14 protein-coding genes and 2 pseudogenes are annotated in these 22,784 nt (G+C 37.5%); 3 read left to right on the top strand and 13 right to left on the bottom strand.

What is annotated here, in order from left to right; translation table 11 throughout:
* The first annotated feature begins 61 nt into the window (after positions 1-61).
* Entirely contained in the window at positions 62-1,018 is a 957-nt protein-coding gene (trxB, locus tag ACFIJS_RS01535; protein WP_375649198.1) for a thioredoxin-disulfide reductase, read from the top strand.
* A gap of 42 nt (positions 1,019-1,060) precedes the next feature.
* Positions 1,061-1,966 (top strand): LysR family transcriptional regulator, encoded by a 906-nt coding sequence (locus ACFIJS_RS01530; protein WP_375649196.1) that lies wholly within the window; start codon positions 1,061-1,063, stop codon positions 1,964-1,966.
* A 1,157-nt stretch (positions 1,967-3,123) separates the two neighbouring features.
* Here ACFIJS_RS01530 and ACFIJS_RS01525 read toward each other — a convergent pair.
* From ACFIJS_RS01525 to ACFIJS_RS01510, 4 genes and pseudogenes are all read right to left on the bottom strand, one after another.
* Entirely contained in the window at positions 3,124-4,326 is a 1,203-nt protein-coding gene (locus ACFIJS_RS01525) for a pyridoxal phosphate-dependent aminotransferase (RefSeq protein ID WP_375649194.1), read from the bottom strand.
* Between the two features lie 320 nt (positions 4,327-4,646).
* Positions 4,647-4,856 carry a cold-shock protein gene (locus ACFIJS_RS01520; protein WP_012754908.1) on the bottom strand — a complete coding sequence of 70 codons (210 nt, stop codon included), beginning with the start codon at positions 4,854-4,856 and terminating at the stop codon, positions 4,647-4,649.
* Positions 4,857-5,102: 246 nt separating this feature from the next.
* Positions 5,103-8,588, bottom strand: coding sequence for a carbamoyl-phosphate synthase large subunit (carB, locus tag ACFIJS_RS01515; protein WP_375649191.1), 3,486 nt, complete (start codon positions 8,586-8,588; stop codon positions 5,103-5,105).
* A 282-nt stretch (positions 8,589-8,870) separates the two neighbouring features.
* Positions 8,871-8,945 (bottom strand): annotated as a pseudogene (locus tag ACFIJS_RS01510) (integrase); the annotation flags it as partial.
* 458 nt (positions 8,946-9,403) lie between these two features.
* Between ACFIJS_RS01510 and ACFIJS_RS01505 the strand changes: the two are divergent.
* The gene (locus ACFIJS_RS01505; protein WP_375649189.1) at positions 9,404-9,928 is read left to right on the top strand and encodes a methylated-DNA--[protein]-cysteine S-methyltransferase; all 525 of its coding nucleotides are present in this window, start codon (positions 9,404-9,406) and stop codon (positions 9,926-9,928) included.
* Here the strand turns inward: ACFIJS_RS01505 and ACFIJS_RS01500 are convergent.
* The 9 genes and pseudogenes from ACFIJS_RS01500 to thiC form a co-directional block, all read right to left on the bottom strand.
* Positions 9,925-12,246, bottom strand: coding sequence for an ATP-binding protein (locus tag ACFIJS_RS01500; protein ID WP_375649187.1), 2,322 nt, complete (start codon positions 12,244-12,246; stop codon positions 9,925-9,927). The genes ACFIJS_RS01505 and ACFIJS_RS01500 overlap by 4 nt on opposite strands.
* 285 nt (positions 12,247-12,531) lie before the next feature.
* Positions 12,532-15,156, bottom strand: coding sequence for an aminopeptidase N (gene pepN / locus ACFIJS_RS01495; RefSeq protein ID WP_375649185.1), 2,625 nt, complete (start codon positions 15,154-15,156; stop codon positions 12,532-12,534).
* Positions 15,157-15,225: 69 nt separating this feature from the next.
* Positions 15,226-16,059, bottom strand: coding sequence for a uracil-DNA glycosylase family protein (locus ACFIJS_RS01490; RefSeq protein ID WP_375649183.1), 834 nt, complete (start codon positions 16,057-16,059; stop codon positions 15,226-15,228).
* Positions 16,060-16,377: 318 nt separating this feature from the next.
* Entirely contained in the window at positions 16,378-17,136 is a 759-nt protein-coding gene (locus ACFIJS_RS01485) for a hydroxymethylpyrimidine/phosphomethylpyrimidine kinase (protein WP_375649316.1), read from the bottom strand.
* Positions 17,127-17,732: a thiamine phosphate synthase gene (locus ACFIJS_RS01480; RefSeq protein WP_375649180.1), complete on the bottom strand. Its 606-nt coding sequence runs from the start codon at positions 17,730-17,732 to the stop codon at positions 17,127-17,129. The genes ACFIJS_RS01485 and ACFIJS_RS01480 overlap by 10 nt, the downstream gene beginning before the upstream one ends.
* Entirely contained in the window at positions 17,729-18,502 is a 774-nt protein-coding gene (locus ACFIJS_RS01475; protein ID WP_375649178.1) for a thiazole synthase, read from the bottom strand. The genes ACFIJS_RS01480 and ACFIJS_RS01475 overlap by 4 nt, the downstream gene beginning before the upstream one ends.
* 4 nt (positions 18,503-18,506) lie before the next feature.
* On the bottom strand, positions 18,507-18,704 hold the full coding sequence (thiS, locus tag ACFIJS_RS01470) for a sulfur carrier protein ThiS (protein WP_375623447.1): 198 nt from the start codon (positions 18,702-18,704) through the stop codon (positions 18,507-18,509).
* A gap of 3 nt (positions 18,705-18,707) precedes the next feature.
* Positions 18,708-19,658 carry a glycine oxidase ThiO gene (gene thiO, locus ACFIJS_RS01465; RefSeq protein ID WP_375649175.1) on the bottom strand — a complete coding sequence of 317 codons (951 nt, stop codon included), beginning with the start codon at positions 19,656-19,658 and terminating at the stop codon, positions 18,708-18,710.
* Positions 19,655-21,489 (bottom strand): annotated as a pseudogene (thiC, locus tag ACFIJS_RS01460) (phosphomethylpyrimidine synthase ThiC). Before thiC ends, thiO begins: the two are co-directional and overlap by 4 nt.
* Positions 21,490-22,784 lie beyond the last annotated feature (1,295 nt).

Genomic DNA, 22,784 nt, shown 5'->3' with positions numbered 1-22,784 from the left:
AAGGCTGCATTCCGTTATCATTTATAGAATAATTAAGTTGTAATAAAGTGAAGGGGATTTAATGATACAATCGCATATTCGTCTGCTGATTATAGGCTCAGGTCCAGCTGGTTATACAGCGGCGATCTATGCAGCAAGAGCAATGCTTAAGCCGGTTTTGGTGACGGGTTTACAGCAGGGTGGACAATTAACAATTACAACTGATGTTGAGAATTATCCAGGTTTTGTAGATCCCATTCAAGGACCATGGTTGATGGAACAAATGGCGAAACAAGCTGAGAATATGGGGACAAAAATTGTCTATGATACAATTATAAAGGCTGATTTGTTGAAGTATCCTTTTGTCTTATATGGGGATTCAGGAACACAATATTCTTGTGATGCACTGATTATTGCAACAGGAGCTCAAGCACGCTGGCTTGGTTTAGAAAGTGAACAGACCTTTATGGGCGGTGGTGTTTCCGCTTGTGCTACATGTGATGGCTTTTTTTATCGTGATAAGGACGTTATTGTTGTGGGAGGAGGAAATACGGCTGTTGAAGAAGCACTTTATTTATCGCATTTGGCTAAAAGTGTAAGCGTGGTTCATCGCCGAGATCATTTTCGGGCAGAAAAAATTTTGCAAGATAGGTTGCTTGCATGCAAGAACGTACGTATCATTTGGGATCATGTGGTAGAAGAAATTGTTGGTTTGCCAGCTCAAGATTCAATGGGGGCTGTTGTAACAGGGGCACATCTGAAAAATGTTAAGACAGGTCACGAGATGAAAGTGAATGCAGAGGGCATATTTATTGCCATTGGGCATGATCCTGCTGTTTCTCTGTTTGAAGGACAGTTGAAACAAAAACGAGGCGGCTATTTATGGACAGCGCCGGATTCAACAGCAACAAGCATTGCTGGTGTTTTTGCTGCTGGAGATGTAACAGATGAAACATTCCGCCAAGCTGTAACAGCTGCGGGAAGAGGATGTATGGCAGCGTTGGAAGCAGAACGGTTTTTGGATATACCTAAGCGTTAGCAACTCATTGAGAACATAGAGAATTTAGAGGTAGAATTAATTGTGGCGCCACCGTTGGATTGGGATAAGTTAAGGGTTTTTCACGCTGCAGCAGAAGCGGGATCTTTTACGCATGCTGCTCAAAAACTTCATTTATCTCAATCAGCCGTTTCACGACAGGTTTCGGCTTTAGAACAAGAGGTTGGGGTATCTTTATTTCAACGTCATGCGCGTGGTTTGATTCTTACAGAACAGGGAGAAACTCTTTATCGTACAGCTCATGATGTTTTGATGAAGCTTGAAAGTGTACGTTTGCAATTAAGTGAAAGCTATGCAAAACCAACGGGGCACTTGCGTGTGACCTCGACCTTTGGAATGGGGGCAGGGTGGATTGCAGAGCGTATGCCAGAATTTCTTAGTCTTTATCCTGATATGCAGGTTCAGCTTTTGCTTTCCGATGAAGAGCTTGATTTGACAATGTGTCATGCGGATTGTGCTATTCGCTTACATCAACCCCAACAACCTGATCTTATACAAAGAAAACTCTTTACAATTCATATGCATGTTTATGCTTCGGAAAAGTATATTGCAAATTATGGAAAGCCGGAAAAGTTGTCTGATCTCGATGAGCATCGTATTATTTCGTTCGGCGAACCTGTCCCACCTTATTTGTCTGGTTTAAATTGGTTGGAAAAGGCTAGTAGAAGTGATGGATCATTGCGTGTTTCAGTTCTACAAATCAACAACATCATTTCAATAAAGAATGCGCTTATGCGTGATCTTGGAATTGCTGTGCTGCCTGATTATATTGTCAATAATGATGAGCATTTGGTGCGTCTTTTTCCTGATATGGTTGATATTCCTTCTTTTGATACTTTTTTTTGTTATCCTCATAATTTAAAGAATTTGGCAAGGTTAAATGCTTTTCGAGATTATATTTTTTTAAAAGCCCGTCAGTGGTCTTTTTAATGTTAATGCCTTAATTTATAAGGAATAATTAACTGTTTTGCAACTTGAGAGTCGCCTAATATTCTTTCGTTTCAAATTTGCTCATATTGAATCAATTAAAACTATTTATTGCACATTAAAAGTGGAGGGAGTCCGTGTGGAGAAATACTTTTGAAAAAAAGGATAAATGTTTTATATGAATGCTAGCAAATGTGAGGTTTATTATATATTGAAAACTGGACAATCGTGTTATAATGTAGCTCACATTTTTATATTTAATTAGAGAGTGGTACATGATGAAGACAAATTTAAAGCTATGTGTTTATTGCATAGCAGATACGCTTAAGTCTTTATTGTACTTTTTCTTATAAAATGACATAGAATACGATCTCTTGATTATGTTTCTTCCCAGTGCATTTTCTTGAGTGTTCCCTTACGAAGATCTATCAGATTGATTTTATCTCTGAGGATTTTCCAAATTTGCCGGGCATATGTCCGGCTTTTTTTTATTTTTGAAAAAGTTCCTAGAAATTGCAATATACGGGAAGATGATAAGGAAAAAATTTAGAAACTTGTGAATACCTAACAATTCTTTAAGAATACTAAAATTCAATGAGGAGTTTAAGAGAGATTTATCCTGTTGTACCATAAAAGTCTGTCTTTTAGGGGCATGATATCAAATATTTAAAATTTTATACATGAAGTGCTTTTTATTAGAGTGTGAGGTGAATATTCAAGGTAGGTCTTGTTCATAAAGCCTATGAAGTAAATCAAGTAGTTATTGAACAGAATTTAAAGGAAACTGGATTGTTTGCATAACGATGGGAGATGGCTTCTTCTTCATTTTAGGACGAAGAAGAAGCCGAGAAATAGAAAAGATTTGATTGTAATGGCCGTTGATTATAAGCGCAATTGTGTTTAAAAGTGCTCGGTCTTTTTTAGAGTTATAAATTGAATAGAGAAAGCAGAATAGGTTTTTCATCTCTCATGATAATAGACCGGTTCATTTATTTGAGGGCTAGATTTTTTTGATCTTTATCTACAGCCTTTATTGTTGTGTTTATTCATGGATATTTTTACTGAATCAATTGATTCAGACTATGATACAGTTTCTGATATTTTCTCGGATATACTGACATTCGGCAAAAAAACGATTACAAGAGATGATATTAAAAATTTTAAATTAAACTGTTGCAAAAGCGCTGTATACGTATACAAGCCTCTTCAAGTAATTTTTCTGATGTTGCATAAGAAATACGAAAAGCCGATCCAAGTCCAAAAGCAGATCCTTGGACGACAGCAACAGCTTCTGTTTCTAGAAGCGCTATGGCAAACTCTTCATCATTCGTAATACATTGACCGTTGGGTGTTTTCTTTCCAATAAGTCCTGTGCAAGAAGGATAAACATAAAAAGCACCTTCGGGTGTTGGACAGTGAATGCCAGGAGCTCGGTTTAGCATGGAAACAACGAGATCACGGCGTGCTTGAAAAATACTTTTATTTTTAGTGATAAAGTCTTGTGGCCCATTGAGTGCTTCAACAGCAGCCCATTGTGAAATGACACTTGTTCCTGATGTTTGCTGACCTTGAATGGTATCCATAGCTTTAATTAATTCTTGTGGTCCGCCTGCATAGCCGATTCTCCATCCCGTCATCGCATAGGCTTTGGAAACACCATTCATTGTGAGTGTACGATCATAAAGCGCTGGTTCTACTTGAGCTGGAGTAACAAAGGTAAACCCCTCATATGTGAGATGTTCATATATATCATCGGAAAGGATATAAACATGAGGATATTGTACTAAAACATCTGTGAGTTTTTTCAATTCATTCTGTGTATAAGCGGCACCTGATGGATTTGAAGGAGAGTTAAAGATGAACCATTTGGTTTTGGGGGTAATGGCAGCTTCTAACTCTTGTGGTTGGAGTTTATAAGAAAATTCAGCTTTTGTTTCTAAAAAGACAGGCGTACCATCGTTGAGTGCGACCATTTCTGGATAACTAACCCAATAAGGGGATGGAATGATGACCTCATCTCCTTTATTCAAAGTTGCCATGAATGCATTAAAGAGAATTTGTTTTCCACCGGTACCAACAATAATTTGTTCTGGTTGGTAAAGAAGGTTATTTTCTCTTTTAAACTTTGCAGAAATTGCTTGGCGCAATTCTGGAATTCCAGATATGGGAGGGTATTTTGTTTCTCCTCTTCGAATAGCTTCAATGGCCGCGTTTTTGATGTTGTCTGGGGTATCAAAGTCTGGCTCTCCAGCGCTTAAAGCAATAACGTTGTGCCCTAATGTTTTTAAATGACGAGCTTTTTGGGAAATCGCAATTGTTGCAGAAGGTTTGATACGAGACAGTTTGTCGGCAATAAAAGCCATAATTTTAAATCCTTATATTATATCAACAAATGGTCATTGCTTTAAGGATATTTTATAAGAGATTATATTGTATGCAATAAAAAACTTCCAAAATACTCTTACACGGGCTTTACATTCTTCTTTTTGAGATTTTTACAAGATAATCTCTTCTTAGATTTTATGAAAGTTTTTGAAGAAGTATAAGGGAGATTTGATTAATTGTGCAAAGGAGATAAGCAGTCTTTTATTTTAACAAGGTAAAATGATGCTTTATACAAAATAAAAAAATCTTCGTCGTTACAGACGAAGATTTTTAAATAACATATTGCAGAATTTAAACTTTAAAGAGCTGCAAGGTTGCCAGCGGCAAATTTTCCTGAACGACGATCTTGAAGAACATCATAAGAAATTTTTTGCCCTTCATTAAGACTGTTTAGACCAGAACGCTCAACAGCAGAAATGTGTACAAATACATCTGCACTACCATCACTAGGCTGAATAAATCCAAAACCTTTTGTTGTATTAAACCACTTAACTGTTCCTGTAGACATAGGAAACTCCTTAGAATATATAATTATATTGGGTATTGAAGCTTTCATTCCTTCAATACGGCTGTAGATCGAAATTAGGTGGGAGAAGTTTCGTCAAAAGTGCAGATTGCACAGGAAAGAAAGTCACGTAACCGAAAATTCGATAAAACTTCTATAAAAGTCTTTAGAACAAAAAGCAAGTCTTAATCAATTTTTATATAAAGAAAAAATAAGAAAACAGTGTACATTTTGCTGAGTAGAAAAAATTCAACTAAAATAACTTTGTAGTGAACGTACTTCAAGGCGTCTTTTTTTGAGTGCGTTGATCGCTTTTACGACAGCTTCGGCTCCAGCTATTGTGGTATAATAGGGAACATTTTGCATGAGTGCTGCATAACGTAATGATTTTGAGTCTGAGATGGCACTGGCGGTGCTAGTTGTATTAAAAATCAATTGAATTTGCCGATTACGAATAGCGTCTTCAATATGAGGGTGTCCCTCTAGAACTTTGTTGATTTTTTTTGCTTCAACGTGGTGTTCAGTGAGAAATTTTTGTGTTCCACTTGTGGCGACAACAGAAAAGCCAAGCTCAGTTAAACGTTTTACAGGATTTAAGATGCGTCTTTTATCTTCATCTCTTACAGAAACGAACAAAGTCCCCTCTTTAGGGAGTTTTACACCAGCTCCAAGTTGGGCTTTAGCAAAAGCAAGCGAAAATTCATAGTCAAGTCCCATAACTTCACCGGTTGAGCGCATTTCTGGACCAAGAAGAGTATCAACACCTGAAAAACGAGCAAAAGGAAATACTGCTTCTTTGACAGCAATATGTTGTTTTTCCTGCAGAGAAGGTAATCCACCATAAGCTTGAAGAGCATCATGAAGCGTTTCTCCTGCCATAATACGTGCAGCCATTTTAGCAATAGGGCGACCAATCGTTTTTGCAACAAATGGAACAGTACGTGAAGCACGGGGATTCACTTCTAAGACATAAATGGTGTCATCTTTTATAGCATATTGTACATTCATTAAGCCGCGAACATGAAGTGCTTGCGCTAATGCTTTGGTTTGGCGCTCTAATTCAGTAACTATTTTATTTGAGAGCGTATGGACTGGTAAAGAACATGCTGAATCACCAGAGTGGATACCAGCTTCTTCAATGTGTTCCATAATACCAACGATCAGTGTTTCTTTGCCATCACATAAACAATCAACGTCTACTTCAATTGCTTCTGTTAAATAGGTGTCGAAGAGAAGCGGATTTTTACCAAGCAATATATTGATTTGTCCTGTTGTGTCGTTAGGATAACGGACTTTGATATCTTCTGAAATTAATTCAGGAACACTCTCAAGTAAATAATTTTGTAAGCTACGTTCATCACGGATAATTTGCATAGCACGTCCCCCTAAAACATAAGAGGGACGTACAACCAATGGGAAGCCTAGTTCGTGGGCAATGAGGCGTGCTTGTTCGATGGAGTGGGCAATACCATTTTGAGGTTGTGTTAAGTTAAGTTTAAATAACAGTTTTTGAAAGCGATCTCTATCTTCTGCTAAGTCGATAGCCTCAGGGGAAGTACCTAGGATGGGAATGTTGTGTTTTTCTAGAGCGCTTGCCAATTTCAAGGGTGTTTGTCCGCCAAATTGGACGATGACTCCAACCAACTCTCCTTTTTCCTGTTCTGCTTCTAAAATAGCGATAACATCTTCTGTTGTTAAAGATTCAAAGTAAAGGCGATCAGAGGTATCATAGTCGGTTGAAACTGTTTCAGGATTACAGTTAATCATAATCGCTTCAAAGCCTGCATCACGCAGTGCAAAAGCAGCGTGGCAGCAACAATAATCAAATTCAATACCTTGCCCAATGCGGTTTGGTCCACCGCCTAAAATAGCAATTTTTTTACGTTCAGAAACGTGTGCTTCCGAGTGCTCTACACCTGCAAAGGGAACTTCATATGTTGAATACATATAGGCTGTAGGAGAAGAAAATTCAGCAGCACAAGTATCAATCCGTTTGAAGACGTGTTTAACATTCAGTGATTTGCGTAAAGCTGCGATATAATCGGGTTCTTTTCCAGTAAGGGAGGCTAATCGCGCATCTGAAAATCCCATAGCTTTTAACATACGTAAGTTATCTGCGTCTTGAGGTAATCCATGAATATGGATACGCTGCTCCATTTCAATGATGGAGGCTATTTGTTCTAAAAACCACGGATCAATTTTGCTAATTTGGTGAATCTCATTTAAGGGTAAGCCTGTACGCATGGCTTGAGCAATATAGCGTAGACGATCAGGGCTTGGTATGGCAATGGCTGAGCGTATAGAACTTTTTTCATCACCTTCAGCATGCTCTGGAATCACAATTTCATCAAGACCCGTAAGTCCTGTTTCAAGTCCACGGAGTGCTTTTTGTAACGATTCTTGGAAAGTGCGTCCAATTGCCATGACTTCTCCTACAGATTTCATCGCAGTTGTGAGGACAGGTGATGAACCGGGAAACTTTTCGAAAGCAAAACGAGGAATTTTTGTCACAATATAGTCAATAGAAGGTTCAAATGATGCTGGTGTTGCACCACCCGTGATATCATTTTTTAACTCATCAAGTGTATAACCAACAGCCAATTTAGCTGCTACTTTGGCAATGGGAAACCCCGTGGCTTTTGAGGCAAGCGCTGAAGAGCGAGAAACACGCGGATTCATTTCAATAACAATGAGGCGCCCATTTTCAGGATTGACAGCAAACTGTACATTGGATCCCCCCGTTTCAACACCAATTTCACGCAAAACAGCAATCGAAGCATTACGCATACATTGATATTCTTTATCTGTTAAGGTGAGAGCAGGTGCTACAGTAATCGAATCACCGGTATGAATCCCCATTGGATCAATGTTTTCAATAGAACAAACAATGATACAGTTATCGTTCTTATCACGAACAACTTCCATCTCATATTCTTTCCACCCTAAAACACTTTCTTCAATTAAAACTTCTGTTGTAGGCGAAGCTTCGAGACCGCGTTCGATAATTTCATAAAATTCAGAACGATTGTAAGCGATTCCACCACCGGTTCCACCAAGGGTAAATGAAGGACGAATAATAGCTGGAAGTCCAACAATATCAAGAGCTTGAACTGCTTTTGCTGTTGCATGGGCGATATAATGTTGTTTGCGATCAGTTTCGGTATGTCGCCAGTTGCGCTCAAGTTCTTCGAGTGCTTTGTCAAGTGCAGCACCAGAAAGTTTTGCTTTAAGTTCAGCACGCTTTTTTGCGTGCTGTCGGCGATTTTCTTCTTTTAGTTCTGTTGCATTGGCTAACATAGAGCGTGGCGTTTCCAAACCGATTTTTGCCATCGCTTGGCGGAATAAAGCACGATCTTCAGCTTTATCAATAGCATTAGCATTGGCTCCTATCATTTCAACATGATAGCGGTCTAAAATACCCATACGCTTTAATGATAAAGCAGTATTGAGGGCTGTTTGTCCTCCCATAGTGGGCAAAAGGGCATCGGGACGTTCGTGGGCAATAATTTTGGCAACTATTTCAGGAGTAATGGGCTCTATATAAGTTGCATCAGCTAGATCTGGATCTGTCATAATCGTGGCAGGATTAGAATTTACCAAAATAATTCGATAACCTTCTTCTTTTAATGCTTTACAGGCTTGTGTTCCTGAATAATCAAATTCACATGCCTGACCAATGATAATAGGTCCTGCTCCGATGATAAGAATAGATTTTATATCTGTGCGTTTGGGCATGGCTTTTTCCTATGACAAATATCTGTGCGCGATTGTTGCGGGCAAAATATTTCAGTTCTGAGGCTACAGTCATTTTATAAGTTAAGTGACAAAGAAAGTAAGCACTAAAATACCTTTTCCATGCTTTTTTTCATAAAATTGAAGATAAATTTCTTTTTTGAGTTGAGTCATCCCGCCAGTTTATCAAAAGTATGACCTTTGATAAAAAAATAATAGTAGAGCTCCAACAAATTAGAATATTCAAGCATACTATGGAGAATAAAAAGCCGGAACATCTTTTCAGTCTATTGCCGGCATATTTTGTGTTTTATGACGTTGTTTACCTAAGAGCGCGTGTGCTTTTTCTGTTGCTTGTAAAACATAAGCCATTATTTATGGTTCGATGAGATTTCGTAAAATGAAATGGGAAGTTTATCTTGTTGTTCCGTAAAATACTGCGTTTAGAGCTGTGATATAAGGTATGAAAATTTACCAGATTAAGGTGTTTTTTGTTAGAGGATATGATAGAATTCAGGGCAGGATTTATCTGTAGAGAGCTTATGAAATAAACCATATGAAATGGTCTCAATTGGAATCTGTTAGATAAAAAGCAAGATTGTTGATAGAATGGCTCTGGTCGAAGTTTCCGTTTTAGGGTAAGAAGAAAGTCAATCTATGTATGTTTCCATTTCATAAAAGGGTGAGAGTGTATTTTAATACAATAGTTAAGGAGATAATTTCAGAGTGATTTTGTTTGTTTTTAAAAGATAGTGAATACTCTTCCTTTACTTTATGGATGATGTTCAAAACTTATTTAAAATATAAAAAATGCTAAAATGCTGAATATTTCTCAAACGAAAGTGTTCTGTCTGAAAGATGTATCAATAGGAAAGCTTTTGGTAGCTAGGTCTCAAAAAGGGATTTGTCATATAGCGTTAGGAGACACTATAGAGCAATTATTACAGGAGTTTACGATACGTTTTGGCAATGTACAACAAGTTATAGGTGACAATACATTTAAGAGAGAAGTTGCTCATATTATAGCCATGATAGAAACACCTAAGTTGGTAAAAAAATATAATTTTCCCTTAGATATAAATGGTACAGTTTTTCAACGACAAGTATGGGCAGCATTATGTGATATACCATGTGGTAAAACAATTTCATATGAAGTCTTAGCGTGCCGTATTGGTATACCGAACGCTTTTCGTGCCGTTGCTAATGCGTGTGCACGTAATGAATTGGCTGTTATCATTCCTTGTCATCGTGTTGTGTGTAAAAATGGTTTTATTTCAGGGTATCGTTGGGGGGCCAAACGGAAACAGATTTTGCTACAACGAGAACAAAATGAAGAAATTTAACTTTGTGTGATGGGCATTATAATAGTTACAGTTGTCCCTTTCATTTCTTTTGAAGTAATTTCAAGTTTTCCTTTGTGGAGTTCTAGCAAGGAGCGTGAAATGGCTAAGCCAAGACCTGAGCCCGTGTGAGATTTAGTAAGCTGATTTTCGACTTGTTCAAAAGGTTGCCCAAGTTTTTTAATTGCTGATTGAGGAATACCAACACCCGTATCTGTAATTTTAAAAATAAGGTTATTTTTTTTCTTGAAAGCGCAGACATCAATATTTCCGCCAGAAGGCGTAAATTTAACGGCATTAGAGATGAGATTAAGGAAAATCTGTTTCATTGCACGACCATCAACTTCAGCATGAAGTTTTTGGGTAATGTTTGTTGTAACAACAATATTTTTTTCTTGAGCTTGAGGCGTTAGTGTTCGTACTGCTTCACTAATGATAGGCTCAAGATCGGTATTTTTACAATCAAGCGTAAATCTTCCAGCTTCAATTTTTGACATATCAAGAATATCATTGATAAGGGTTAGAAGATGGGTTCCTGAATTGTAAATATCATGCATATATTCCTTATAGCGTTGTGAACCAAGAGGGCCAAAAGTCGATTGCAACATGATATCTGAAAAACCGAGAATAGCATTCAGTGGCGTGCGCAATTCATGAGACATATTGGCTAAAAATTCTGATTTAGCCTTATTAGCACTTTCGGCGCGTTCTTTTTCTGCTTTCAAACTTTTATTAAGTTTTTCAACTTCTGTTGCACGTTGTTGAGCACTCCCTCGCGCGCGCTTGAGTTCTTGAATGAAAGAAAAAAGACGCCTTTCACTATCTTCAAATTTTTCCTGTTGTTGTTTAAGCTCAGAAATGTCAGTACCAATACAAACCAATCCTCCGTCTTGGGTTCGCCGTTCGTTAATTTTAAGCCAACAACCATCTGCCGTTTGGCGAATACTGGTTAAGTTACCAGTACCATCATCTTTAAGGGGATATTCACTGATAGCAGGGCGTGCCATGGCTTCGACAGTTGCACGTTGGATACCTGATTGTAGAATTTGTTTAGGAATAGCGGCATATTCGCAAAATTTGCTGTTGGACATGACTAAACGTCCTTCTGAATCCCACAAGACAAAAGATTCTGAAATGTTTTCAATTGCATCACGGATACGAAGGTCGGCTTGCGCTGTTTGTTCAGCTAATTGTCGCTGTTCACTAATATCGAAGGAAATACCAACCAAATGGGGTTCTTCTTCTTCAGTAACTTCGGCACGAATGCGCATCCAGACATAATGACCATCGGCATGGCGCATGGGAACGTTAATATCGATATGCTTTTTTTTACCGCTCATTAATTCCTGAGCAAGATCAAAAAAATTTGCATCATTTGGATTGATAATGGCGCTAATTTGCGAAATTGAGAGCAATGCATCTTGAGGGACATAGCCGAGCATTTCGTACATTGCTCGTGACCAGTAGACGCGTCCACTTGCCATATTCCAATCCCATAGTCCACAGCGTCCACGCATCATTGCCATATCAATACGGTTTTGAATTTTTTCTGAAACAAGATCCGTTTTGCGTGCTCGTACAATTTGGTTGTAATAAGCATAAAGAAGAGCGAGGATAACGCCACTAGTTCCAATGAACAGGGTTATATTTAATGAGAGAATTTTCCGCCATTTCATGGCGCTATCTTGCATCTTTTCGCTAATGAATACGCCATATTGCCCATTTTCTGTTTGGTGAAATGAAGCAAGAGCAGAGACATTTTTTCCTATTGTGATTTTCATAATTCCAATGTGCTGTCCAAGAGATTGTAAAGCAATGCTGTCAGAGATAAAGTCTTGTAAAGGTTTTCCTAAAGCAATCTCTGAACTGGATGAAGCTAAGACATTTCCTTTTTGATCAACAATGGCGATCAGAGTGCTAGGATTAATAAGATCTTGATTACGAAAAGTGGTGAGGATATTTTGCAAATGACTATGAGAAAGGGCAGATACTTTTCCTTTTTGAGAAACAGCCAGTAAGTCATGATTAATTGTATTGGTAATATGAGAAGCTAAGAGAGTGATGGTAGAACGCGTGTTCTTATCAATCATGTTACGCTGATCATAGAGTGATACAAAACGAATTGATGCAAGTACAATAAGAAATGCTACAATGACAAATGGAAGTGAGCGACGTAACCAAGGTTCAATAAAGAGAATCTTTTGATAAGCAGAGCCAGAAAGCAGATGAATACGTTTTTTCTGCGCTTTATGACTTGGAGCGCTCGATTTTGAATCAGCATATATCTCTCTTGGCGCATTATATGCGTCCAATTTAGCCATCTCTTCTTCCTTTAATTCCGGAATAATGTGATTTTAAAACTGCTTCGATATTCATAGTAACCCCATCGAGTGCAATGAATCAAAACAGGAGTCTTCTGTCCAGTTTTTTTTTAAAAAAAATAATTTTACTTCTATGAACTTGAAATATGAAAAGGAAAAGGCACTTTAAACATGATCTATAAACAGGCTTAGATTGCCTGTTTATAGGTTTAATGATGATCAAATAGTTTGTAGAATTTATTTTAAAAAATATTATAGAATATTGATTTAAAATAAATTTTCGTTTCAAGTGAGCAGACGGTTGATGATATCAGCGACATCGCTTGATAATTTTGGCGCAGCAGCAATCGTTTTTAATTCAGTTTCAAGTTTTTGTTGTCGAATGGGTTCTAGTTGTCGCCAAGAGCGCATCGTTGTTAATAATCGTGAAGCGAGCTGTGGATTTTTTTTGTCAATTTCCAAAATGATTTGGCAAAGAAAATGATAAGACGCTCCATCCATTCTGTTAAAGCCCGTGAGATTGTTAGAGGCAAAGACACCGATTAGGGAACGTACACGATTAGGATTATTTTGTGAAAATAGCGGGTGTTGCATGAGCTTTTGAACATTCTCGAGCGTTGATGTGCCAGCAACCATTGCTTGAATAGAAAACCATTTATCCATGACCAAAGGATCATGCCGATAGCGGTTTTCAAAATCATTTAAGGCATTTTGTGCCTGCTCACTTTCATTAAAATGTTTCACGAGAACAGCGATACTAGCCATACGGTCAGTCATATTATCAGCTTTTGCATATTGTATAGCAGCACGATTTGGATTGGCTTCGGTAATGGAAAGATAATCCAGTATTATATTCTTTAATGCTCGTTTCCCAGCTTGTGCAGCGTTTGGTGAATAGGGCTCTTTGATTTGCATTTGCCCATAAAATTTTGTTAAGACTTTTTGATGTGTTTGTGCAAGTGAAGTTAAAAACTGATTGCGTACATAGTGAATACGATCTGGATCAATATTTTTACCGATTGTATGGGCAAGCTCAACTTCACTAGGTAAATTTAAACAGAAGGCACGAAATTCAGGCTCTAAGCTTTCATCTGTTATAATCTTTTCAATTAGGTTTAGCAAAGCAGAGGGGATTGTTTCTTGTGCTTGTGTTTTATCTTGAATGCTTTGAATCAAAGCTTGCATCATTAAATGATTAAGAGATTGCCAGCGATTGATGTGATTGTCATCATGTTGTGCAAGAAAAATAAGTTCGCTTTCATTGAATGGAGTTTGTAGGTTGATTGGTGCAGAAAAGTCTCTAAGCAGTGATAAAATAGGTTTTTCACGCAGACTCTTTAATGTAAACGTTTGGTTTTCCTTGGATAAAAGCATAACATTTGATTGAATATCTGTATCCGCTTCATAGGTGAGGTTTTCTCCATTAGGTCCTAACAAGCCAAATAATATAGGGATAAGCATGGGCTTTTTTGTATTTTGTTGTGGGGTTGTGGGAACCTGTTGCTTTGCATGAATTGTTAAAACACCATCGCTATAATGACTATTGATTTCTACATTGGGTGTTCCGGCTTGTTCATACCACAACATGAATTGGGAGAAGTCTTGACCAGATACTTCAGCAAAACAAGCGATAAAATCTTCAATTGTACAAGCTTGTCCATCATGACGTTGAAAATAAAGATCAGTACCTTTACGAAACAGAGAGGGTCCTAAAATAGTCCGTATCATGCGAACAACTTCAGCACCTTTTTCATAAACAGTTGTGGTGTAAAAATTGTTAATTTGGCTATATTGACGAGGGCGTACAGGATGAGCGAGGGGACCAGCGTCTTCGACAAATTGAGTAGCTTTTAATGTTTTTATATTTTCAATTCGCTGTAAGCTGCGTACATTTTGATCTGATGAAAATTCCTGATCACGATAAACAGTGAATCCTTCTTTTAAACAGAGTTGAAACCAATCGCGACAGGTAATACGATTACCGCTCCAATTATGGAAATATTCATGTGCAATGACACGTTCAACATTTCTATAATCCTGATCGGTTGCTGTTTCAGGATCGACAAGAACATACTTATCATTAAAAATGTTAAGTCCTTTGTTTTCCATTGCTCCCATGTTAAAGTCGGACACAGCAACAATATTGAAAACATCAAGATCATATTCACGCCCAAAACATTGTTCATCCCAACGCATGGAACGTTTAAGAGCATCCATTGCATAGGTTGCGCGTTTGGTTTTTCCTTTTTCTACATAGATACCAAGCTCGATACGTCGTCCAGATACAGTTGTAAAATGGTCTTCTAACTTATCAAGATTTCCACCTACTAAAGCAAAGAGATAAGATGGTTTGGGATAAGGATCTTCCCAAATGGCAAAATGGCGATTATTCTCCAAAGTCCCTGTTTCTACCAGATTACCATTTGAAAGCAAGATTGGGATTTGGGAATCTGCTTCAATTTTTACTCTATAGGTAGAAAGAACATCTGGGCGGTCGTAAAAATAAGTAATACGACGAAAACCTTCCGATTCGCATTGTGTGCAATAAACACCATTTGAAAGATAAAGGCCCATAAGTTGGCGGTTGCTTTCAGGATTCAGTTCTGTAACCAATTTCAATGTAAAAGGAGCCGCTGGTGGCGTTGTAATTTCTAAACGTGAAGGCGTTACTTTATAGGTGTTTGGGGCTAATGTTTCATCATTAATAGAAACGGAACTTAAAGTAAGATCATCGCCAGAAAGAACAAGAGGTGTTAATTCTTTTGTATTGTGACGGGTCTCAATAGACAATATGGCTGTAACATAGGTTTTTGTTGGTGCTAATTGAAAGGAAAGTTGTGTTTTAGGGATAGCGTAAGGGGTTGGTTGGTAGTCTTCCAAACGATAAATAGATGTTGTTGGCTGTTCCATAGTTGTTCCCATTCGTATTTTAAGAGTTAAAGAAGGTGTTTAATTTTAGAGTCAAAGAAGATTAAAGAATTACAAAAGGCTATTAAGGCGATTTTTTACTTCTAAGAAGTCTATCCATGTAAGTTTTTTTTGACTAGGGGTTCGGAGAAGGTAGGCAGGGTGAAAAGTTGGCATAACAGGTATTTTTATATTATCCTCACTTTCATAAATATGCCATTTCCCTCGTGTTCGGATAATCCCATTTTGAGATCCTGTAAGAAATTGTGCAGCAATGCCTCCTAGTGCTATAAGTACACGAGGACGTGCTAAATAAATGTGCCGTTCAATAAAAGGGCGGCACAAGGCAACTTCTCTTGGTGTTGGTGTACGATTTCCTGGTGGACGCCAAGGAATAGTGTTGGCAATGTAAACATTATTTCTTGTTAAACCAATTGATGCGAGGATTTTATTAAGCAACATTCCTGCTTTTCCCACAAAAGGAATTCCTTGTATATCTTCTTCTCGTCCTGGTGCTTCGCCTATAAGCATCAGGGGGCTTCCTGCTGTTCCATCTGAAAAACAGGTATTTTTTGCTGTCAATTTTAATGAACAACCATTAAATGCAAGGAGAGCAGATTTTAATTCATCAAGTGTCTTTGCATTTTTTGCACTCTCTATAGCTGTAGGTTCATTTTGTATAGCCCTAGAGTTAGGCAGCGGATGATGATCTAATTTTACGGTGGGAGATGTTTTGGGAGATATTTGTTGATTATTGTTCACAACAGATATTAATTTTCTCTCTGAACAAGCAGACTGCTTAAAACGATCAATAGGAGAATCTGTCAGAACAGCATCCGCACCACTTTCTTTATAAAAGTTTAAGAGTTCTTCATAGGCAATTGAACACGGCATTTGATTTAACATTTTATTTTTTCTAATGATTTAGCAACTATAGATCAAATAAAATTATCCTTCAAGTTTTATAAATGTATTCGCTAGCCGTTAATGTATAAGAACGCTGATAGGATTCTCTCTTTTCACAAAAAAGGCAAACCGTAAAATGCAAGTGTTATGATAACATTTTTGATCATTATATTCTATATTTAATAATTAATGAAAGTGACTTTTATATATTTTATTAAAATTAAGTATCAATTTTTTATTGTTATATTTTAAATAATTTTTATTAAAAATATTAAGAAATATATAAATATTACTTTTATATGAGAAAATACTAAGACTTTACAAGCTGTTTTTACAATGGGTTAAAAGCAATGTGTGGATATATGTTTTTGCTTTTTTTACAGCTGAAATGAGAGGTTCATTTAATGCTAAATGCGCTGCAATAGCGCTTGAGAGAATGCAACCTGTTCCTCGCATTGTTCCTTTTAAACGTGGAGTAGAAATATTTATGACTTCAGTTTTGTCAATGAAGCTATCAATTGCAAGAGGACCTTCTGCATGTCCCCCTTTTACTAAAATAGAGCGAGCTCCCAATGACAAAAGTTTTTTTGCTTGTTGTATTGCTTGCTTATCATGAGATGCCAATGGACTTTGGCTAAGAAGAGCGAGTTCTTCTCTATTCGGTGTTAAAAGATCAACATGAGGAAGTAGTTCATCGATCATAGTGTCGATGATTGTTTCTGTTGTTAGTTTTCCTCCTGATGAAGCGACAAGTAAAGGGTCCAGAATAACTGGAACATGGGGATAGTCTTTGAGTACGTTACAAATTGCTGCTATAATTGCTTTTGTTCCCGTCATACCAATTTTTATTGCGCTTATTGGATTTGCGTCTAGGGCAGCACGCATTTGCGCAGCGACGCGGTCTTCACGCATTGGAATGATTTCGACAACGTGATTATCATCTTGTACGTTAACACAAGTGATTGCTAAATTTGCTTTTATTTTAAAATGTACAGCGGTTTCTATATCACGAACAATACCGGCTCCTCCTGTTGGATCAGTGCCTGCAACAATAAGAATGGAAGGTATCAACGCCATGTTTGTGTCACTTTTATCCACTGCTTTACACGCTCTTCAGGTTTTTTATGAAAGATAATATCAGTTACAACAGCAGCACTATTGGCTCCTGCTTTTAAAACACCAACTGCGCGTTCTGGTGTTAAACCACCAATACCCACCAAAGGTAAAGCACCAATCCGCTTTCTCCATTGTTTGATTTTTTCTAGTCCTTGCGGCATCCATTTCATTTTTTTTAAGATTGTTGGATAAATAGGACCAAGTGCAATATACTCAGGATTAACAGAAAGTGCGGTATCCAATTCATGTTCATCATGTGTACTAAGACCAACTTTTATACCACTTTTGCGAATTGCGTGAAGATCAGCATTGCTTAGGTCTTCTTGTCCCAGATGAATAAAATTGCACTTTTCATTAATTGCTATTTCCCAATGATCATTAATAATTAATTGTGCTCCCAATTTATTGCATATGTTTTTTGCGTGCTTGATATGTTGACAGATTATTTGTTGATTTTCATGTTTCATACGCAATTGTACGAGTTTAACTCCAAGAGGGAGCAAACGTTCAATCCAATCAGCGTTATCAACGATGAGGTAAAATGGATCCAGTTTCATGAAAATGCTGCTTTTCCAATGACTGGCGTTGAAGGGACTGCTACATTGCGTGCTTCTATCATGCCAGCTTTATATCCCATACGTCCTGCTTGAACAGCTTTAGAAAATGCTTCAGCCATTAAGACAGGATCACCTGCTCTAGCAACTGCGGTATTAAGCAGTACTGCATCATAACCGAGTTCCATCGCAATGGCGGCATGTGATGGGCGTCCAATGCCGGCATCAATAACAAGAGTAGCATCAGGAAGGTAAGCACGGATAGAACGCAATCCATCAGTATTATGAGGTCCTTTGGCAGAACCAATAGGAGCACACCAAGGCATAATAACACGGCAACCGATGTCAAAAAGTTTTTCAGCAACAATGAGATCATCCGTTGTATAGGCAAAAATTTTGAAATCTTCATTGTTTAAAATTTGCGCAGCTTCGAGTAAGGAAAAAACATTTGGCTGTAAGGTGTCTGGGTTTCCTATGACTTCGAGTTTAATCCAAGCTGTTTTAAAAAGATCTCTTGCTAATCGCGCTGTGGTTACGGCTTCTTTAACAGTATAACAACCAGCAGTATTAGGAAGCACTGTTACCCCAAGTTCTTGAAGAAATTGCCAAAATTGTCCGCCTTGTTTTCCACCCGCAGTTTCACGGCGTAAGGAAACAGTTATAATATCCGTATTCGATTTATGAATAGCATCACGAAGGATTGCTGGTGAAGGATATTGCGCTGTACCTAAGAGAAGACGGGAAGAGAATTGTCGTTCATAAAGATTCAGCATAATTTTAGCCTCCTTGCATTGGGCTTAAAATTTCAATTTTATCTCCTTCATGCAAGACAAATTGGCTTCGTGCATCTATAGGAACAACCTCAGCGTTAACAGCGGTTGCAAGCCAATTTCCTTCATAACCCAATTCTTCAAGCAAGAGACCGAGAGTCATAACTTCTGTTTGGACTGTTTCACCATTAACAAATATTTTCATTCTTTATTCCAATGCCAATTTCATTGCTCGTTTTGCCATTTCTGGAGACAAAAGAAAACCATGTCTATAAAATCCATTAATAGAAATACAGTTACCATCTTTATGCACAGAAGGGAAGTTATCAGGATAACATGGACGAACACCAACGCCAGATTCAATAATTTCTGCTTCAGAAAAAGCAGGATGTAAAGTATAAGCCGCGTTGAGCAGTTCCACCATTGATCTCACTGAGACTGCACCATCAAAGTCACTTTCAATCATTGTTGCGCCAATCATAAAAATATTATCTTGTCGAGGTACAATGTAGAGAGGAAACCGTGGATGAAGAAGACGAATTGGGCGCGAAATTTTAATATCGGTGCAGCGCACGAGAAGCATTTCGCCGCGTACGCCTCGTATATTTTTATCTTTTCCTAAACGTGCTATTCCTGTCGCATCAATAACAATATCAAAATTTGTTTCAGCCGTCTCTACATCAACAAAACACGCTCCATTGTTGAGAAGTTTTTCCTTTAAAGCCATAAGCGCTTTGCGAGGATCAATATGGGCTTCATTTTCATAAAAGAGCGCACAGTTAAAACGTTCCGCAAGATCTGGTTCAAGATGAGCTATTTCTACATTATCTATGGTTTTGTGATTATGCGTACGCACAGAAAATCGTTCAAGCTCTCCTCTATCTCGTGTAGGTGCAACCACTAAAGTGCCTTTTTGTATGACAAGGTTGGGGAGTGTTTTACGCCACCACTGTATAGCTTGTATACCAAGATCTTCAACAATCTGTTCTGCATTTTCTCTTTCACAGTAAGGTGCGAGCATTCCTCCTGCATACCAACTAGCCGTTCCTATAGGAGAATGAGGGGGAGCCGATACAGTAACAGAAGTACCTTTTTGCTGTAACATAAAGGCAACGGTTAAGCCGCCTACACCCGCACCTTTGATAAGAATGTTCTTCAATTGTTCACTTTCTCTTTTTGAGGAGGAACAATTTCCATATAAAGATCACCATTTTTTTGATATTTCTCGGCCATGGCGATCATACCTTCTCCTTTTTTTTTCTTATTGCTGCTGCCTCACGAATATCATGAGAAATACGCATAGAACAGAATTTTGGTCCACACATGGAACAAAAATGCACCAATTTATGGGCTTCTTTAGGCATTGTCTCATCATGAAAGGCACAGGCTGTTTCCGGATCAAGAGAAAGGTTGAATTGATCATGCCATCTAAAATCAAATCGTGCACGCGAAAGAGCATTATCGCGCAATTGTGCTCTAGGAAAACCTTTGGCAAGGTCAGCGGCATGAGCAGCAATTTTATAAGTGATTACACCAGTTTTTACGTCATTCCTATTGGGAAGTCCTAGGTGCTCTTTAGGCGTTACATAACACAACATGGCTGTTCCAAACCATCCAATCATAGCGGCACCAATTGCTGATGTAATATGATCATAACCAGGAGCAATGTCCGTTGTAAGAGGTCCCAAAGTATAAAAAGGCGCCTCATGACAAAGATCTAATTGCTGCTCCATATTTTCTTTAATTTTGTGCATTGGGACATGCCCAGGACCTTCAATCATAACCTGTACATCTTTTCCCCAAGCAATTTTTGTCAATTCTCCCAAAGTTTTAAGCTCTGCAAATTGGGCTTTATCATTGGCATCGGCAATAGAGCCAGGGCGTAATCCATCCCCCAATGAAAGAGAGATATCATACGCGCGTGCAATATCACAAATTTCATCAAAATGTTCATAGAGAAAACTTTCTTTATGATGATGCAAGCACCATTTTGCCATAATAGAACCACCTCGTGAAACAATACCTGTTACCCGATCAACGGTCAAAGGGATAAAAGGTAATCTTAATCCCGCATGAATGGTAAAATAATCAACACCTTGTTCTGCTTGCTCAATAAGGGTATCACGGAAAATGTTCCATGTTAAGTTTTCGGCAATACCCTGTACTTTTTCGAGTGCTTGATAAAGTGGAACAGTCCCGATGGGAACAGGGGCATTTCGAATAATCCACTCACGAATATTATGAATATTTCGACCTGTTGAGAGATCCATAACTGTATCTGCTCCCCAGCGAATGGCCCAAACCATTTTATCAACTTCTTCTTCCATAGATGAAGTCACTGCTGAATTGCCAATATTGGCATTAATTTTAACACGAAAATTACGCCCAATAATCATAGGTTCGCATTCTGGATGATTAATGTTTTGTGGAATAATGGCGCGTCCACAAGCAATTTCATTGCGAACAAATTCGGCAGTATAAATTTCTGGTATTGATGCAGAAAATGTTTCATTTGATAGTACATTCTGCCATTCTTTTACTGCTAATCCTTCATTTTCTCGTATAGCCACATATTCCATTTCTTCGGTAATAATGCCTGCGCGCGCATAAGCCATTTGTGTAATTGCTTTGCCATTTTTTGCTCGTAAAATGGGACGTTTTTGTTTAAAGGCTGGTGTAAGGTTTTTATCAGAAGCCAATCCATTATCTTCAGGTTGAATTAATCGTGCAGGATAAGTTTCAGTATCATCTCGCTTAGAGAGCCAAGGTAAGCTAATTGCTGGCAAGCCTTTTGTAATATCAATGATCATACCTTTATCTGTGTAGGGGCCAGAAGTATCGTAGACGTTTAAAGGTTTTTCACCACTGCCATCAGTCAGTGAAATTTCACGCAATGGTACGCGCACATCAGAAAAGAGAAGGCTCTGTTGATAAATTTTGCGTGAAGCGGGAAAGGGGCTACAACTGATCGATGGAGTATTTTTCTGCACAAACTTTTTCCTTATAGACACAGAGTTCAAAAATAGGTTACGATGTTAATGGGGATGTATTCAAATTATCAATCACGAGCATTCGGATAAATAGGAATAGTATTGCTTTATAGCAAAGAAAATCCAATAAAGCTCAAGAAAATTTATTTTGAAAAATTGATACAATATCTATTCTCATATTTGCATACCTCCTCCCACCTAAAGTATTTTTGTTAATACGAATATGGTTGGCTTAAATATCTATATTGTCAATCATAAAAATATATTTTAAACGATTTTGGTGTGTTTTTTAAGAGTGAAAATAGATATTATGAAGTGACAAACTATGATATTGAAGCTTTTATAAACAAGAATAAAGTTAAAAACGGATTATCAAGGAAAAAGTAGATAGTTTATAGTTCTGATTGAGATTTTTTTATATTAAAATAATAACTCAAAAGATCATAAGATTCTCTCATCATACATCTTTTCATATAAAATCACTTCCTTGCACGTCATAAGTGGGAGCGTATGGGCAAAACACTTGAAGAAAGGAAGTCAAATGTCATAAATGAACATTCTCAGATGCGAGGACTGTCGCAATGTGGGGTCCAACAAAATGTATGATGGATTCCAGCTTGTATTTTCAAAAGCTTAAAGATGATGATCTATAATGGCTTACTATTATATCATTGACGTGCGCTGTCGTAAAATGAACGGAGTATATTTTGAGCAATATTTCTTAAAAAAGTGCGTGATATGCAATATCATTATATTTTGTTTGGGGTATTCTATTCTTCATGAAGGGGATGTTCCTATTAAGAATGCGATAAACAAAAGCGTGAAACAATGCCTAATCTTTATTATTAGAAATAATATTGCCTTGAATGTTTTGAAAATCGTAAAGCTGAATTAAAAAATGATGATGAAAATGAACAAAGGCTTTTTGAAATTTCATCAACACTTTGTAAATAGTTGGAAGAGAGAAGAAAGCAAAAGGATGTATTTCAGCATAAAGTACTACGTAAATTCATTAATTAGTTTGCAATAGAAATGTGTGCAAAGCGCTGTGTTTTAGCTTAAGACGAGGTAAAAATTCATTTTCTGAGACATAAAGCTCTTTGTTTTCAAGGTAAAGTTATTCAAGAGTCATGTGATATCGTGCAACAATATTACAGATAGGAAATTATTAATTATATACAAAAAGCTTATCTAATGATAATGAAGTGCTCTTATTTATTATAGTACAACAAGAGAAAAATTGAGTAAATTTGCGTCAAAAAAATTTTTAAATACTAAAATAGGTAATAAATAAA

This window comes from Bartonella sp. OT172YNZD, assembly GCF_042193725.1.
GTDB classification, from domain to species: Bacteria; Pseudomonadota; Alphaproteobacteria; order Rhizobiales; family Rhizobiaceae; genus Bartonella; species Bartonella grahamii_A.
This window is presented reverse-complemented; position numbering and strand designations above follow the sequence as displayed.